At 69.9% G+C, this 13,841-nt stretch carries 11 protein-coding genes; all 11 read right to left on the bottom strand.

Annotated features, from left to right (window positions below; translation table 11 throughout):
- Positions 1 to 67: 67 nt before the first annotated feature.
- Complete coding sequence (locus AC4BDD_RS25820) at positions 68 to 508, bottom strand: phage tail protein (protein ID WP_490687843.1); 441 nt, start codon at positions 506 to 508, stop codon at positions 68 to 70.
- A gap of 362 nt (positions 509 to 870) precedes the next feature.
- A complete protein-coding gene (locus AC4BDD_RS25815) occupies positions 871 to 1,803 on the bottom strand; it encodes a hypothetical protein (protein ID WP_490687842.1) in 933 nt (310 codons plus the stop codon).
- 14 nt (positions 1,804 to 1,817) lie between these two features.
- Complete coding sequence (locus tag AC4BDD_RS25810) at positions 1,818 to 2,687, bottom strand: papain-like cysteine protease family protein (RefSeq protein WP_490687841.1); 870 nt, start codon at positions 2,685 to 2,687, stop codon at positions 1,818 to 1,820.
- Positions 2,688 to 2,881: 194 nt separating this feature from the next.
- Positions 2,882 to 4,804 (bottom strand): ArnT family glycosyltransferase, encoded by a 1,923-nt coding sequence (locus AC4BDD_RS25805; protein ID WP_490687840.1) that lies wholly within the window; start codon positions 4,802 to 4,804, stop codon positions 2,882 to 2,884.
- Positions 4,805 to 4,858: 54 nt separating this feature from the next.
- Positions 4,859 to 5,341 (bottom strand): poly-gamma-glutamate biosynthesis protein PgsC/CapC, encoded by a 483-nt coding sequence (locus tag AC4BDD_RS25800; protein WP_490687839.1) that lies wholly within the window; start codon positions 5,339 to 5,341, stop codon positions 4,859 to 4,861.
- Positions 5,338 to 6,783: a poly-gamma-glutamate synthase PgsB gene (gene pgsB / locus AC4BDD_RS25795; RefSeq protein ID WP_490687838.1), complete on the bottom strand. Its 1,446-nt coding sequence runs from the start codon at positions 6,781 to 6,783 to the stop codon at positions 5,338 to 5,340. The genes AC4BDD_RS25800 and pgsB overlap by 4 nt, the downstream gene beginning before the upstream one ends.
- Before the next feature lies 1 nt (position 6,784).
- Positions 6,785 to 9,163: a HAMP domain-containing protein gene (locus tag AC4BDD_RS25790; RefSeq protein WP_490687837.1), complete on the bottom strand. Its 2,379-nt coding sequence runs from the start codon at positions 9,161 to 9,163 to the stop codon at positions 6,785 to 6,787.
- Between the two features lie 186 nt (positions 9,164 to 9,349).
- On the bottom strand, positions 9,350 to 10,678 hold the full coding sequence (locus AC4BDD_RS25785; RefSeq protein ID WP_490687836.1) for an alpha/beta hydrolase family protein: 1,329 nt from the start codon (positions 10,676 to 10,678) through the stop codon (positions 9,350 to 9,352).
- A gap of 840 nt (positions 10,679 to 11,518) precedes the next feature.
- Complete coding sequence (locus tag AC4BDD_RS25780; protein WP_490691936.1) at positions 11,519 to 12,037, bottom strand: metallophosphoesterase family protein; 519 nt, start codon at positions 12,035 to 12,037, stop codon at positions 11,519 to 11,521.
- A 93-nt stretch (positions 12,038 to 12,130) separates the two neighbouring features.
- On the bottom strand, positions 12,131 to 12,490 hold the full coding sequence (locus AC4BDD_RS25775; protein WP_490687835.1) for a hypothetical protein: 360 nt from the start codon (positions 12,488 to 12,490) through the stop codon (positions 12,131 to 12,133).
- Between the two features lie 133 nt (positions 12,491 to 12,623).
- Positions 12,624 to 13,679 carry an AraC-like ligand-binding domain-containing protein gene (locus AC4BDD_RS25770; protein ID WP_490687834.1) on the bottom strand — a complete coding sequence of 352 codons (1,056 nt, stop codon included), beginning with the start codon at positions 13,677 to 13,679 and terminating at the stop codon, positions 12,624 to 12,626.
- Positions 13,680 to 13,841: the final 162 nt, after the last annotated feature.

Below are 13,841 nucleotides of genomic sequence, written 5' to 3'. Positions count from 1 at the left end.
CGCACGTGGGGTCGCGCGACATGGAGAAGGGCACGGCGGGTCGGGGCGGCCGCCAGGGGTGGGGTGGCTACTCGACGGTGAGGTCCTCGAAGGTGATGGTCACCTTTTCCGTCAAAGTCCCCGAGTCCGAGGCGCGCAGTGATGGTCCTTCCCAGTGCGATGCCCAGGCGTTGCTGAGGTGGATTCGGCGCACGGTCTGCTGTTGGGCGTCCTTCAGGGCGATCGTGATGTTCTGCCGTGCCGAGTCGAGGTCGGCGTTGACGAGCGTGGCTTTGATCCAGTCGGTGAAGGCGGTGCTCTTGTCCATGCCGCGGGTGATGGTGATCTCACCCGTCCCGCGGGCGCCAGGTTGTTTGCGGACCAGGAGTTCGCCGGTCGGAGAGACCTGGCGGACCTCCACGACGTCCTGCTCCAGTTGGAGGCCCGAGACGCTCTGGACGGTCTCCACCTGGAACTTGCCGAGTTCGATGGCGAAGGTGCTGCTGCTCAGGCTGTCACCGGTCAACACGGGATGTGGCTCCTCTGCTCGTCAGGCGGTACGGCCGGGCCGACCGGCGATCCGGGATGACCGCCTCCCGCGTGCCGGGGCCTCTGCCCAGCAGGACACATACCCCCCGCGGCTCGCAGCAGCGCGCCCCCATGCGGGTGACTACCCCGTTGGGCGGGGGCCCGGCCTTCGTCGCCGCGGACCGCGTCGGGAACGGTGGGCGAGACACGCGCTTCGGCCGCCTTGCGCCAGGCGTGGCCAGGCTGCGGCGACCTAGTTCAGCCAACGCTGGCCTGAGTACGGGAACTCAGTTGCCCTTCGCAGCGGAGCCCGGCGCCTGCCCACTGACCCCGGTGGGCAGGCGCCGGTTGGATCTGTGCAGGTCAGCGCGGAGCGACCGTGCGCCGGCGACGCACGTAGACCGCCGCGCCGGCGGCCGCTGCCAGAGCCGCGGCCCCGGTGGCGGCTACAGGCTGCCAGGATGTCCCGGCCGACGGTCCCCCGGACGGGGCGGCCGCCTGGGCGGGCTGGTCCTCGACGAGACCGGGGTACCCGCCGGCCAGGCCCTTGCGGTCGTATTCCGAGCCCGGCAGTTTGTCACCGTAACGGGCGGAGACCAGCTTCTGGTAGGCGGCGAGGGTGACGGCGCGCTTTCCGCCGAGGCCGGTGGTCGCCGCCTCGTTGAGCGGTTGCACCATGCCTTCGGCGGTGATGCGGTACCAGGCGTGGATCTGTGGCTCGGCGAAGGTGCGGGCCTTGGCGGTGCCGCGTTCGGCCAGGCCGACCTCGACGTCCCCGTCTCGGATGCCGGCCAGCTCCCAGCCCTCGGCACCGACGCTCTTCGCGCCGCTGCCCGCGGTAGCGGTCCTCCCCCGGGGCGCGAGCAGTACGGCGGCCTGGTGGCCGTCGGAGGCGGTCACCCGGGAGGCCAGATAGGCGAGCCGCAGCGCGGTCCGCGGTGTCGTCTTGCTCTTGCCGGCCACGAACTCGGGGCTGATCTCGAACATCGGCACCGGGTCCTTGAGCTCGAACCGGGGTGGCGCGCCGGCTGTGGCGGGGTCGTCCCCGGGGGTGGCGAGGGTGCCGCCGTCCGCGTTGGCGGCGCTGCCGGGCTGCCGGGTCGCGACCAGGAAGCGGGAGACGGTGTCTCGGAGCTGGTCGCTGCGGAGGGCCTGCTGGGCGGATCGGTAGCCCGCGATGCCGTCGCCGTCCGCACCCTGGGCGGAAACGTTCCCGCACAGGGTGGCGGCGAGCGCGGTCACGGCGAGGACGGCTGCCCGGACGCCCGCGCGCTTGGTGCGTCGCATGGTCTGCATGGTCGGTCTTCTCCTCAGCCCTGGATGCCGATGCGGGAGTGGGTCCACTGGAACGAGTTGTTGTTCACATAGGTGGAGTAGTTCCACCAGGTGTAGGTCTGGGTGGTCTGCCAGGGGTCACCGACCGCGATCATGTTGCTGGTGCTGTCGTAGCCGTAGATGACGTTCATGTGGCCGCCACCGCTGCGCCAGCCGAACCGGACGGCGAACGGCCGGCCCGCGGCGATCTCGGCGTTCGACTCGCTGAACGTGGCGTTGCGGTTCAGGCTGCGGCCACTGCTGCTCAGCCCCAGTTTGGCCAGGCCGCCTGCCATGTCCTCCAGTGTCGCGGGCTGGTTGTTGCAGTCCACCCAGCCGCTCTGCGCGGCGAGTTGGCAGAACCGCTCCTGGCTGACATCGCGGCCCCAGTACTTGGCGATGGTCACGCCGGAGGCGTCCCAGCACCACTGGGTCCTGACCTGCTTCTGCATGTCGATCTTGAGCGTCTTGGAGTTCGTGCCGGGGTTGGGCTTGGTGGGTTCCGGGTTCGGGTCCGAGCCGCAGACCGGCAGGCCGGTGGTGTTCTCGTGGATGAACGCGTCGGCGATGTAGTACGAGCCGGTGTAGATCCAACGCGGGTTGTTCTCCACGGTGTCCCCCGTGGTCCGGCAGGACATCCGGATCTTGTCGCCGGCCTTCGAGGAACCGTTGACCTGGGCCGAGAGGGACGGCTTGGCCCGGTGGTTGATGGTCTTGTAGTTGCCCTGCCCGCCGATGACCGTGCCGGTGACCGCGTCGGCCTGGGCGAGGGCGCCGAAGCCGTACAGCAAGCCGCCGGAGAGTGCCGCGGTGACCGCGGCTATCAGCGCCTTCTTGCGGCGGGGCGTGCGACGTTTGTGCATCATGCTCCTTTGGGTGGGGGGTGAACTCGCCTGTCCGGCAACCCGGTCGTCCGGGCTACGGGGCAGGTCTTCAGGGGACGCGGCTGCGGCCCCCGATTCCATGTGCGGCCAGTGGGTGACGGTCAGTCACCAGCCGGCGGGTCCAGGGAGTCGCCTGATCCGGTGAGGCAGGCGCGGGACTCTCCGCGTCCAGCACGTCAGTTGTCCCGTCGAGCGCAGTCGTAGAGGGTGAAGCTTCCGTCCGAGGCCCGGCCGTAGGCGCTTGGGGGGACGGGGGTGCAGTGCCTCTTCACCCAGGTCGATGGCGGCGTGGACGGGCGGCGCGTGGTCAGCAGGGCGTAGCGCAGCTGGTGGGTCGAGACCAGGTCGTCGAGGGCTCGTGCGGATGGATAGGGGGTCAGGCCGGTGAAACCGCCCATGACCAGCATGGGTTGGGGAGTTGCGCGCAGCAGCGGCTCGGCGCCGTACGCGGCTTGGGTGGCGACCAGGTACCTCTCGCCGGAACGGTGCGCGGAAAGGTAGCGCAGCAGTGCGGCGTCCCGCGCCGACGGTTCGTTCAGGGGGAATCTCGGCGGCTTGGCCCGGTGGTGATCCATCCGGTGGTAGCCGGGTCCGACCGGCCCGGCCAGCGGCGACATCGGTGATCCGGAGTATCGCGGCACCAGGCAGGAGGCGGACCAGACGGCCGGGGCGAGCAGTATGGACGCCAGGGACGCCGCCAGGGCGCCGTTCACCGCCCGTCGCGTTGTGCGTGGGCCGCGGGTCCACAGGCCGACGGTCCCGCACAGCCCGAGCATCAGTACCACCGGCAGCAGCCAGGGCGCGAATTCGCCGTGCTGGACTTCGATCGCGGCGGCCCACAGTGCCGTGAGCCCGATGGCGGCGGGCAGCGCCGCTCGTCGTGGGCCACCGACGCGGTGCTCGGCCCGGAAGAGAGCGATTCCGCCGCCGGTCAGCGCGGCGATGGCCGGGGCCAGTACGGCGGTGTAGTAGCCGTGGTTGCCGTTGGAGCTGCTGAAGACCACCACGTGCACCATCAGCCAACCACCCCAGAGCAGGAACCCGGTCCGCGGCCCGTCGGTGCGCGGTTGTCCGGCGCGCCACCACACGCCCAGCGCCAAGGCCAGTACGGCGAGAGGCAGGAGCCAGGCGATCTGCGGGCCCACACTCTGGTTGACCAGCATCGTCCAGCCGGTGTTTTCGGTGGTGCGGCTGGCGGTGGTGGCGGCGACGGCGCCCAGCGCGTGCGGGTCGTCGCCGAAGCGGCTCAGCCCGTTGTAACCGAAGACCAGGGTGAAAGGGTTGTTGTCGGTGGTCGCGTCGATATAGGGACGGTCGGCGGCGGGGGTCACCCACACCAGTAGCAGCCAGGAGCAGGACACGACGAGGGCGGTGACCCCGGCGAGCAGCGCCCGCCATGCCCGGTTCAACCGCGAGCCAGGCGCTGCCAGGAGGTACACCGTGGCGAAGACCGGCAGGACGAGCCACGCCTGGAGCATCTTGGTATGGAAGGCCAGCCCCACCCACGTCCCACAGGCGAGCAGCGGCAGCAGCCTCCCGGTGGTCACGGCCTTCTGCAGCGATCCCGCCGCGAGGACCAGCAGCAGGACGAGCAGGGTGTCGGGGATGTTGTGCCGGTCGAGTGCGACGGTGACCGGGGTGAGGGTGAGTACCAGCGCGGCGAGCAGCCCTGCCAGGGGGCCGGCCCAGGCCCGGACGATCCGGTGCAGCGCCCAGACGGCGAGTACGCCTTCCAGCACCTGCGGCAGTACCACCGCCCAGTTGTGCGGTCCGAGGAGTTTGACGGAGAGGGCCTGCGGCCACAGCGCACCGGGGATCTTGTCCACACTGACCGAGCCGCTCGGGTCGAGCCCGCCGTAGACGAAGGCGTGCCAGTCCGCCGCCATCGACCGTACGGCCGCGCTGTAGTAGGGGTGCACGCCGGCATGCTCGATGCCCCAGGTGTAGAGCACCGCGGCAGTTGCCAGGATCAGCAGAAGGGCGGACGACTCCCGGCTGACGGCCGCCGGTTGACGGCGCTTGGCGCGGATGGCGCGTCCGGCACGGGGGGCGCGGTGGCCGCGGTCGGCGGGGTGCCGGGTGAGGGGGGTGGTGGCCATGATGACCTCTTCGACGTGACGATGGGCGCGGCGGAGGCGGGCGGTAGGGCCCGGTCAGCCGATGGGGACCGCCTCCAGCAGCAACCCGGCGACGAGCACCACATAGGTGCAGAGGGTCACCGCGGTGGTGGAGATCACGGTGGCCGCCAAGGGTTGGCGGAGCAGTTGATAGACGATCAGGCCGGGCACGATGAAGCCCAGGGTCTGGGCGGTGTGAAGACGCGGGAACTCGTGCTGGAGCGCGAGCAGCACGGTGTTGTGGAGGAGTACCGCGGACAGCACCACGGCGGCGAACAGCCGTTTGCCGTAGAGGATCACATGTCGTTGAAGGACCTTCGTCGTGGCGAAGGTGAGCGCCGTTATGCCGATCACCATCGCGGCCCGGACGGCATCGGTGACGAGGGCCAGCGCCAGCCAGCCGGGGGTGATCATGCCGCCGGGAGAGAGGTTGGTGGTCAGGTAGCAGACCAGGGAGAAGACCAGTCCGATGGCGATCCCCAGCGCGACGGTCTGCGGAGTGACATTGACGGGGATCACAGCGGGTTCCTTGTCGGCTGGTACAGGGCGTCGGCACGGGCGGGAACTGGGCTGGGGAGGTACGGGACGGGGGCTGGGTCGGGGACGTACGAGGCGGGGACTGGGCTGGGGATGTACGCGGCGGGGGCTGGGCCGGGGAGGTACGCGGCGGGGGCTGGGCCGGGGAGGTACGGGGCGGGTATCGGGCCGTTCAGCGGCGCCACCCAGCCGTACGGCTCCGGCTCGGGCGGGTGTGCGAACGGAAGCGGCTCGTCGGCGTGGTCGGAGGGCAGATTGCCGAGGTGCTCCAGGAACAGTTCGCCCTGGCCGTGGATGTTGCCGATGGCCACCAGCGAGGAATCCGGGGCCAGTTCGGCGAGGATGGCGTGGGTCAGTTCGTGTGCGTCGCGCCGGTCGCCGCCCAGGTCCACTATCCGAGCCGACGACCGGCCCGGCGGGATGCCGTCGCGGGCGCTCTTGGTCGGATGCCCGATGAGGAAGACCGCATCCGGGGCCAGGTCGGGAACGATCGCTCCCATCTGCCCGTTGCGTTCCACCCGGTCCGGGCGACAGTTGATGACAACGTTCAGCGGGCGGCGGATCGCACCGAGCTCCTCCAGCTGACGGACGTTCATCAACGTCGACTCAGGGTCGTTGGCGGCGAAGACGTTGGCGAAGCGCAGCCGTTTGCCGTCCGGTGTCCGGTAGCGCTCGACGGAGAGCACGCCGGGGTCCGGCGGCGCGTCCCACATGCCGCGCAGTGCGGTGGCCCGGTCGACACCGAGCAGCTCGGCCACGGCCAGTGCGATGGCGACGTTCTCCTTGAAGGTGAACCAACTGAACCCGCGCAGCTCCTCGTCGGTGACCGACTCCGGATCGACCGCGATCAGGCGGCACCCGCGTTTGTCCGCCTCCTCCTTGAGGATGTGCAACCGCTCCCGCTCGGCGGTGACGCAGACGCCACCGACCGGCATCGACCGGGACAGCGAGCGTGCCACATCGTCCAGCGTCGGCCCCATTTCGGCGAGGTGGTCCTCGCGGACGTTGCACAGCACGCCGATCGTGGAGCGGATCAGCTTCTCCTGGTTGATCTCCTGAAGTGCGGGCAGCACCGCCATGCACTCGATCACCAGGGTGTCCGGCCGGTACGCCGCCGCACGCCGGACGATGCCGATCTGCTCGACGACGTTCGCGATGCCCAGCTTCCGGTACACCGGCTCCTCGGTGGCGTCCGGGTGGATGAACCGGGCAGCGGTACCGGTGGTCTTGGCCACGGTGACCAGACCACCGCCGCGCAGCGCCCCGGCGCACAGCCGGGTGATCGAGCTCTTGCCGCGAATGCCGTTGACCAGCACCCGCGTGGGGATCTGCGCCAGCGCGGCGTAGTGGCGCCGTTGCTCCAGCACGCCGGCGATCAGCAGCACCGCACAGCTCAGCAGCAGCACACCGTAGAGGAAGAGCATGTCAGTGGGTCCTTTGCTGCCGCGGCGCGCTGCCGCTTGGGAACGACTGGGCGGGGACGGCGTTCGGGGCAGCTCCGCCGCCACGGTCCTGCTCCACCAGCGCCTGTCGGAGCAGTTCCAGACTCCGCGTGACCGAGCCGCACTCGTCGTGGTGGAACGGGTACAACACCGTGCGGCGGTCACCGCCGGCCAGCCGCTCCGCGTACTCGGTGAGGTCGCGCAGCGGCCTGACCACCACGATGTGCAGCCAGCTCAGGCAGGCGGCGCCCAGGGACAGGGCGAGCAGCCCGGCCAGCATGGTGCGGGCCTGAACCTGATATGCCGACAGATTCAGGGCTGCGACAGGCCGGGCGGAGACCACCCGCCAGCCGAGACCGGCGGCCGGCCCCGTCCGGGCCAGTGGCGCGGCGGCCGCGATCGACGGGCCCTCGCCGGGCGCGGCCCCCGTGCGGAGTACGGCCGATGCCGGACTGCCCGCGCCGCCAGGAGCTGCCTCGGCCTTGGTCGCCAGGAGGGTCAGGGCCCGGCTGGGCAGCGAGTGAAAGGCTTCGAAGTCCACGCTCGCCGCGAGCACCCGGTGGCGCTCGTCGGTCAACCACACACTGCCGAGCCCCTGCCGCGTAACCAGGGGGTCCAGTGCCTTGACGCGGATCTCGGCGACGACTACAGCCGCAACGGCGCCGTGAGCGTTCTTGGCGTTCTTGGCGTCCTCGGCTTTCTTGACGTCCTCGGCGTTCTTGGCGTCTCCGGCCTTCGTGTCCGCCGGAATCCGGGCGTAGGCGGCGATCACCGGGATCCGGCCCTCCACGCTGACCTGGGTGATTCCGCCGTTGGTCGGCGCGTGGGTGAGGGGCCGCAGCGGCTGCTTGCCCACTCGCAGCACGATGGCACCGGCGCGGTCCAGCACGTACAGCGACCGGTACGCGGGGTGGGCAGCGCGGTCGCGCCGCAGAACCTCCGTCGCCCGCTCCCTCGGCGCACCGGACACCGCCGACGCCACCGCCGCCAGGTCGGTGCGGTTCCGGTCCAGGGCCCACCGCACACGGTCGGCGGCGGCCTCCGTCCGCGCCTGCTGGTCGGCGACAGCGACTGCCGGTACGGCCTTGTCGGCCGACACGCGGTTGAGCAGGAACAGCAGCGGCACCGACCATGCCGCGATCAGCAGTGCGCAGACGAGGACCACAGCCCGGACACCAAAGCTGCGGCTGCGCCGCATCGCCCGCGCAGGCACCGGTCCCGACTGGCCGAGCAGTTGACGGCGAATCGACTCCAGCGCCCGGCCGGCCCTGGCGGGCTCGCCGAACGCGGCGACCGGCACCGGCCGCGCCAGCTCCTCCCGTGCCCCCGGCAGGTCGCCGGAGCCCCTGGCCAGCCGGGCAGCGGACAGATGCAGCCGCAGCAGCGGACGCTGCGTGGTGCCCCACAGCACCCAGGTGACCAGCACGGCGATCACCACCAGCGCGCCCGCGGCCACGAGGGCGAACCATGTCTGGTCGGCTGCCTTCTTCGCCGGTGGCACATCCCTGAGCGTAAGGATCGTCAGCCCCAGGCCGGAGGCGTCGCTCTTGCCGTCCACCGCGGCGACCGATGCCCAACCCGTGACCCCGCGCAGCCCGTCGCGACGGTCGCCGAGCACGCTGCCCGACGCGTCGCCGGTGTGCAGGGCGGTGTTGACGGCGTCCGCCGCGGCGGCGGGCAGCACACGGTGCTCGGCGTTCGGCGCGAGGGCCGCGCCGGTGCCGGTGGTGGTGGCAAGCACCTTTCCCTTCCGGTCCACCAGCAGACCGGTGCGTCTGCGCCCGTGCACCGCTGGGGCGTCGACCTCTTCCGAGACGACGAGGAGGAGTTCGCCTGAGGCAGTCGCCGGTTTCCTCGTCAGAGCCGGTGCCTGACGGCGGCCGGCAGCCGGGGCCGGCACCCGGGCGAAGAGCAAGACCCGTGGTTCGGCATTCCCTGAAGAGACCAGACGAGGTGCGATGTCGGCGGTACCCTTCCGCACCCGTGCCGCCACATCCACCCCGGTCAGGGGAACCGTTTCACCACTGGCCGCCAGGGACCCGCCCGTACGCGGGTCGAGCAGCACACCGCCCCGCACGGGGTGCCGGGCCGGCACCAGGGATCGCAGCAACGCCCCCGGAGTTGTGGAGCCGGCGGGCGCGGCCGAAGCCGCGGAACGGCGCACTGCCGTGGCTCGTGCGTCGATGGAGGTCCCGACCGATTCGGCGGCATCCTCGGCGATCCGGCGTTCCGCGTCTCGTACGGCCTGGGGGACATCCTGTTCCTGAACGGTGCCCAGACCGAGTGCGGTCAACGCGGCGACTGCCAGCAGGGCGCAGAGCAGTGCGGCGATCGGTGGGCGGACGCCTCCGAGCAAGGGCATGTCGGCGCGGCGTCGGATGCGGTGCGGACGGGGCGCGCGGGCGACGGGGGGCAGGGCAGCCTCCTCTCGGCTTGTGGGGGATGAGTCGTGCGGCAACTCGGCCCGTACGGACACTGGTTCCTGATCCGATGGCGGCGGACTTCTGCCGCGCGTGTCCTCGGCGCCTTCGATTGGCCGCAGGTGGCCTCACCGTCGATGCGGGCGGGCGGAGTGGTGATCTGCTCCGGTGGATGCGCTCCGCTGAACGGCCTGGCGGTGGGTACCTATGAACTCGATCTCGGGGTAGTCCCGGGAGGGGCCGTCGAGTAGGTGGCTGTCCTGGTGCCGCAGGTGCTTGTCGAAGAAGGCGGCGAGGTAGACGCGTTGGATCGCGATGGCGCGGTCGGGGGCGATCGTGCCAAGTGCCTGGACGAGTTGGTCGGGGGATTTACTGAAGGGGCCGGGCGCCTGGGGGAAGAAGGTCTCCCAGTCCAAGAAGGAGAGGTGCTCCCCGCCACGCAGCTTGATGTTGTACCGCTCCGCGTGCAGGTGCTTCCAGAACCTCTCCCAGCTCCCGTCGGTGTCGCGGTTGTGGTTTTGAGAACTGAACAGCAGGAAGGGGCGGTCGAGGTCCTGGCTCTTCGCCGGCCCGAAGAATTGGCCGTCCAGGTTCGCGCCGGCATCGATCCTGGAGTCCTTCTGCATGGCCGCCGGCACCACCGCTCCGCCGAGGGAAGGGCCGAACATTCCGATGCGCTTCATGTCGATCGCCTGGGACAGCCCCTGAGGAAGGCGTGTGTGGTCCACGTCCGGGTTGCGGCCGTGAGAGATCGCGGCCAACCGGTCGAGGACGAAACGGGTGTCGGCGACCCGGACGTCGATCACGCGGGACGCCGGTGTGCCCGCCGGCATGGCGCTCACTTCCAGCCGACCGCCGGGGAACTGCACTTCTCCGCTCTCGTGAGTGTCGTCGAGGGTGACGACCAGGTAGCCGCGGCTGGCCAGGTCCTGGGCGAGTGCGGTGCCAGTCGCGCGGTTCGAGCCGCGTCCGGGCGAGTACAGCACAACCGGCAGCTTTCCGGCCTTGGCGGCGACCGGGGCGCCGGTGTGCCCGGCGGTGGTGGGCAGGGTCACCGTGTTCGGCGGCACCTGCATGGCGGCCAGGAGGTGTGCGGCAGCATCGGGCTGTATCCAGGGTGCCGCGGGGTAGCGGTCGGTGTGCGTGGCCGGATACCACAGCGAGACCATCAGCTCGCGCGGTCGGCTGCCCGGCAGCCACGGATCCGTGCGGTGCGGATCGACCAGGTGGAGGTCGACCGTCCCGACGCCGTATGGGCCGGACGGGGCGGGAAGCGTCAGCTCGCCAGGACCGTTCGCCTCGTCCAGGGGCGCCTCCTTGGCCATGGGTGCCGCGGCGTTCTTCCCGGCGGCGGCCGCCGTTCCGATCCCCACGCCCAGGAAGACGGCCAGCGCCCCCGTGGTACCGGCGACCCGGGCCCGCATCCGGCTGCGTGGTCTCCTCCGTGCATGCTTCATCAGCAGCTCTCCCTGATGCAGTTCCGCTCCGATATCAGTACTTGGCGGTACCCGGTGGCGACCGCGACTTCCGCCAAGGCTCTCCTCAGCGCGAGGAGTCGGGGAAGCCGCATATCGCAGGTCTTTCGTGTGGGGGGTACCCAGCGCATGCCACGGGCGCCATCGCAGTCGAGTCCGATGCGGAGTCGGGAAGCGCACGTCTATGCCCTGACACGGGGAAGTATTACAGCACTTGCAACTGCAATGGCAATTGCCGTCATCCAACGCACCTGCACTACCAGGGAGTAGCCCAGGACTAGACGTTACGGCGCCCGCATTGACGGCCCACGGTCGGTAATCAATACGCCGTGCCTGGCCCCCGATTGGGGATCCCCCGCCGGCGGCATCGCGGTCCCGGCCCCTGGTGACGACACGCCCATTTCTCGCACGGAGCCGGCAGAGGGCGCGCCGCGGACCGCCCGGAACAGCCCGTTGGCGCGAATCAGGTCAGGCACACCCGTCGACCTCGATGGATCGCAACTCACCGCTCAGACACGGCGAACCCGCCAGTAACCAATCCCAAATCGGGCCCTGAGCGGCCGCCTCGGTTACGGAACGTGGGCTATCAATACGGTTGCCGTAAAGACTGGTCCAGCACTACTCCCGGGTAGCGCAGGCCCGTTCAGCGCGGCGGGGATTGCCATTGCAGTTGCAAGTGCTGTAATACTTCCCTGCGCCAGGGCATAGATGTGCGCTTCCCTGCTCCGCAGCGCATTCACCCGCAATGGCGGCTGCGGCATGCCCGGCAGGTGGGCGTTCCCCGGGAACGGCGACGCTCCAGCCGCCGGGCGCGACGAGTTGTCAGGAACCGCGGTGCAGTTGGTGGAGGCGGACCTCGACGAGCCGGCCCGCCGACACCCGTGCCGTCATATAGGTGCAGTACGGCTGCCGTCGCCGATCCGTCGGCGATCCTGGGTTGAGCAGCCGCAGCCGGTTATCGGCCACGGAGTCCCAGGGGATGTGGCTGTGGCCGAAGACGAGCACATCCAGATCGGGGAACCGCTCGGCGCACCGCCGCTCGCGCCCTCGTGCCGGACCTGTCTCGTGCACGACGCCGAACCGCAGGCCGCCGAGTTCCGCGCAGGCCACCTCCGGCAGGCGCGCCCGCAGGTCCGGGCCGTCATTGTTGCCGTGGACACCGATCAGCCGCCGCGCGCGGGTCTCCAGCAGGTTCAGCGTGGCGATGTCGATCCAGTCTCCCGCGTGGATCACCACAAGGGGCCTCGTCGTCCGCGGTGTCCGGGCTCGGGAAGTGGAAGGGAACCTCGAGGTGGGCGGCGAGGGCGCTGCCGGCCCGGTCGGCCGCCGCCGCTGACGGATGGAGCGGACCGGCAACCACCCGGGCCGGTGGGGCCGGTTAAAAGGCCCCCCTTCCATGCTGGAAGGGGGGCTTGCTGAAGGGATGTGGCGTGGTCAGGAGTAGACGGTCGTCCAGTCGCCGCTCTGCGAGGTGGGCACCCACGCGTTCGTCTCTCCGTAATACGTGGCGAAAGAGCAGGAGCTGTTCTTGTAGAAGGTGACGGTGACCTCCCCCTTCCACCACCAGCCACCGATCCAGGTGTCCTTGCCCTGGGTGGTGAAGCATCCCGATGCCGCGTCGCCGTTCTGGTTGTAGCCTTCGATGCGGATGGAGTAGACGACGCTGCTGCTGTCGTGGAAGTGGATCTGCTGGCCGTTCGATGCGGCCAACGACTGGCCGGCGGAACCGAGTATTCCGGCGAGGGCCAGACCGGCTGCCCCGGCGGTGGTGGCAACCTTCTTGCGCAAGCTCATTCTTTTCCCCATGAGATGGATCTCGGATGCCTCCGCGCGGGAACGCGAGGAGGCATGGAGACATCGCTGTTCGCGGCCGCCACTGTCGATGGGGTGCCAGGCACCAGGCTGGAGGGTTGCCCCGCGGATCCGTTCACGCTGGGGCGGCGTCTCCAGAGGTGAATCTAGGCCCGAGCGGCGCCGGATGGTGTTCGTGGCGTGCAGGGTTTCTGTGCTCTGGGTGCCGTGGAGAGACCAGGGACACCGCACGATGTTCGGTAGGGGTGATCCCGTAGGCTTCGCGAAATGCCCGGCTGAACCCGGTGGCACTGGAGAAGCCCCAGCGAGCCGCGATCGCTTGAACGGGATGAGCCTTCAGGTCCTCACATGCGAGGTCGGTGTAGGCGCGCTCCAGCCGGCTTTGGCGGATGCGGGCCGCGATGGTCAGGGGCTGATCGCCGAAGAGGGCATAGAGAGACCGCAGGGACATGTTGTGCCGGTCGGCGATCGCCTGAGGAGTCAGGTCTGGGTCGCCGAGATTGTTCTCGATGAAGCGGTAGACCCGCTGCAGCGTCTCCTGCGCGCGGGTCTCGGCAGGCGCCTCACCAGGATCACCGAGCTGCCGCGCGAGAAACGCGGTGGCCAGGTCGAGGGCGACGGACCCCATCCCGCGCAGTTCCTCCGGACGACAGCGCGGGCCGTGGGTGAGCAGCGACTTCAGGAAGTCGGCGAGGATTGCCCCTGACCCCACTTCTGCGGCCAAGCTCTGTGCGAGGAGGCGGTCCACACGATCCGAGCTCAGTGCCAGGGCCTGGCGGGGAATCTGCATAATGACCGTCTCGACCTGCTCGCCTGTGCATACCCCCTCACTCGGTCGTGAGGTGTCGGTGAGCACGAATCCGCCGGCGACCACCGATTCGTTACGTCGCTGGGAGATCCTGAAAGCGCCCTGTGTGATGAGCGCCAGCTGCAAGTGCTCGGGATCGCCATGCCGGATATGAGTCAAGGTGCGGCGCGAGAGCACCGGTGAGCACGCCACAGCAGACAGCCCCACCACACCGAGATCGAGGTTCGTGATACTCGCCCGGAAGTCGGCCGCCCGCCGAGTGCTCAGCGTCAAGGGCATGACGTCGCTGGACACCGTCTCGCAAAACCAGTCGAACCTGTCCTCACGCACCCCGACGGCATCAGACGCAACCAGTGCTTCCACGCGATCCCCCGCTTCTCGACGTGGCAGTCATCCAGTCCCTGACCGGCTGTCGCACAGCCGTGATTCACGCCCCCGGCCACTTGATCGATTATGAGACACCTGCTGCTCCGCAACAGCTTCCCAGGTCATTTGTGTGGCCGCCCTGTCACCCTCGCTCGCCAT

The organism is Streptomyces sp. JLBT605 (genome assembly GCF_058215555.1).
The sequence above is the reverse complement of the archived record's forward strand: the minus strand, read 5'-3'. Positions and strand labels throughout refer to the sequence as shown.

What these genes read in the sequence shown, in the direction of transcription:
- AC4BDD_RS25810 (WP_490687841.1), bottom strand. Translation starts at nt 2,687, where the DNA reads ATGATGCACAAACGTCGCACGCCCCGCCGCAAGAAGGCGCTGATAGCC.
- AC4BDD_RS25775 (WP_490687835.1), bottom strand. Translation starts at nt 12,490, where the DNA reads ATGAGCTTGCGCAAGAAGGTTGCCACCACCGCCGGGGCAGCCGGTCTG.
- AC4BDD_RS25790 (WP_490687837.1), bottom strand. Translation starts at nt 9,163, where the DNA reads ATGCCCTTGCTCGGAGGCGTCCGCCCACCGATCGCCGCACTGCTCTGC.
- pgsB (WP_490687838.1), bottom strand. Translation starts at nt 6,783, where the DNA reads ATGCTCTTCCTCTACGGTGTGCTGCTGCTGAGCTGTGCGGTGCTGCTG.
- AC4BDD_RS25785 (WP_490687836.1), bottom strand. Translation starts at nt 10,678, where the DNA reads ATGAAGCATGCACGGAGGAGACCACGCAGCCGGATGCGGGCCCGGGTC.
- AC4BDD_RS25805 (WP_490687840.1), bottom strand. Translation starts at nt 4,804, where the DNA reads ATGGCCACCACCCCCCTCACCCGGCACCCCGCCGACCGCGGCCACCGC.
- AC4BDD_RS25815 (WP_490687842.1), bottom strand. Translation starts at nt 1,803, where the DNA reads ATGCAGACCATGCGACGCACCAAGCGCGCGGGCGTCCGGGCAGCCGTC.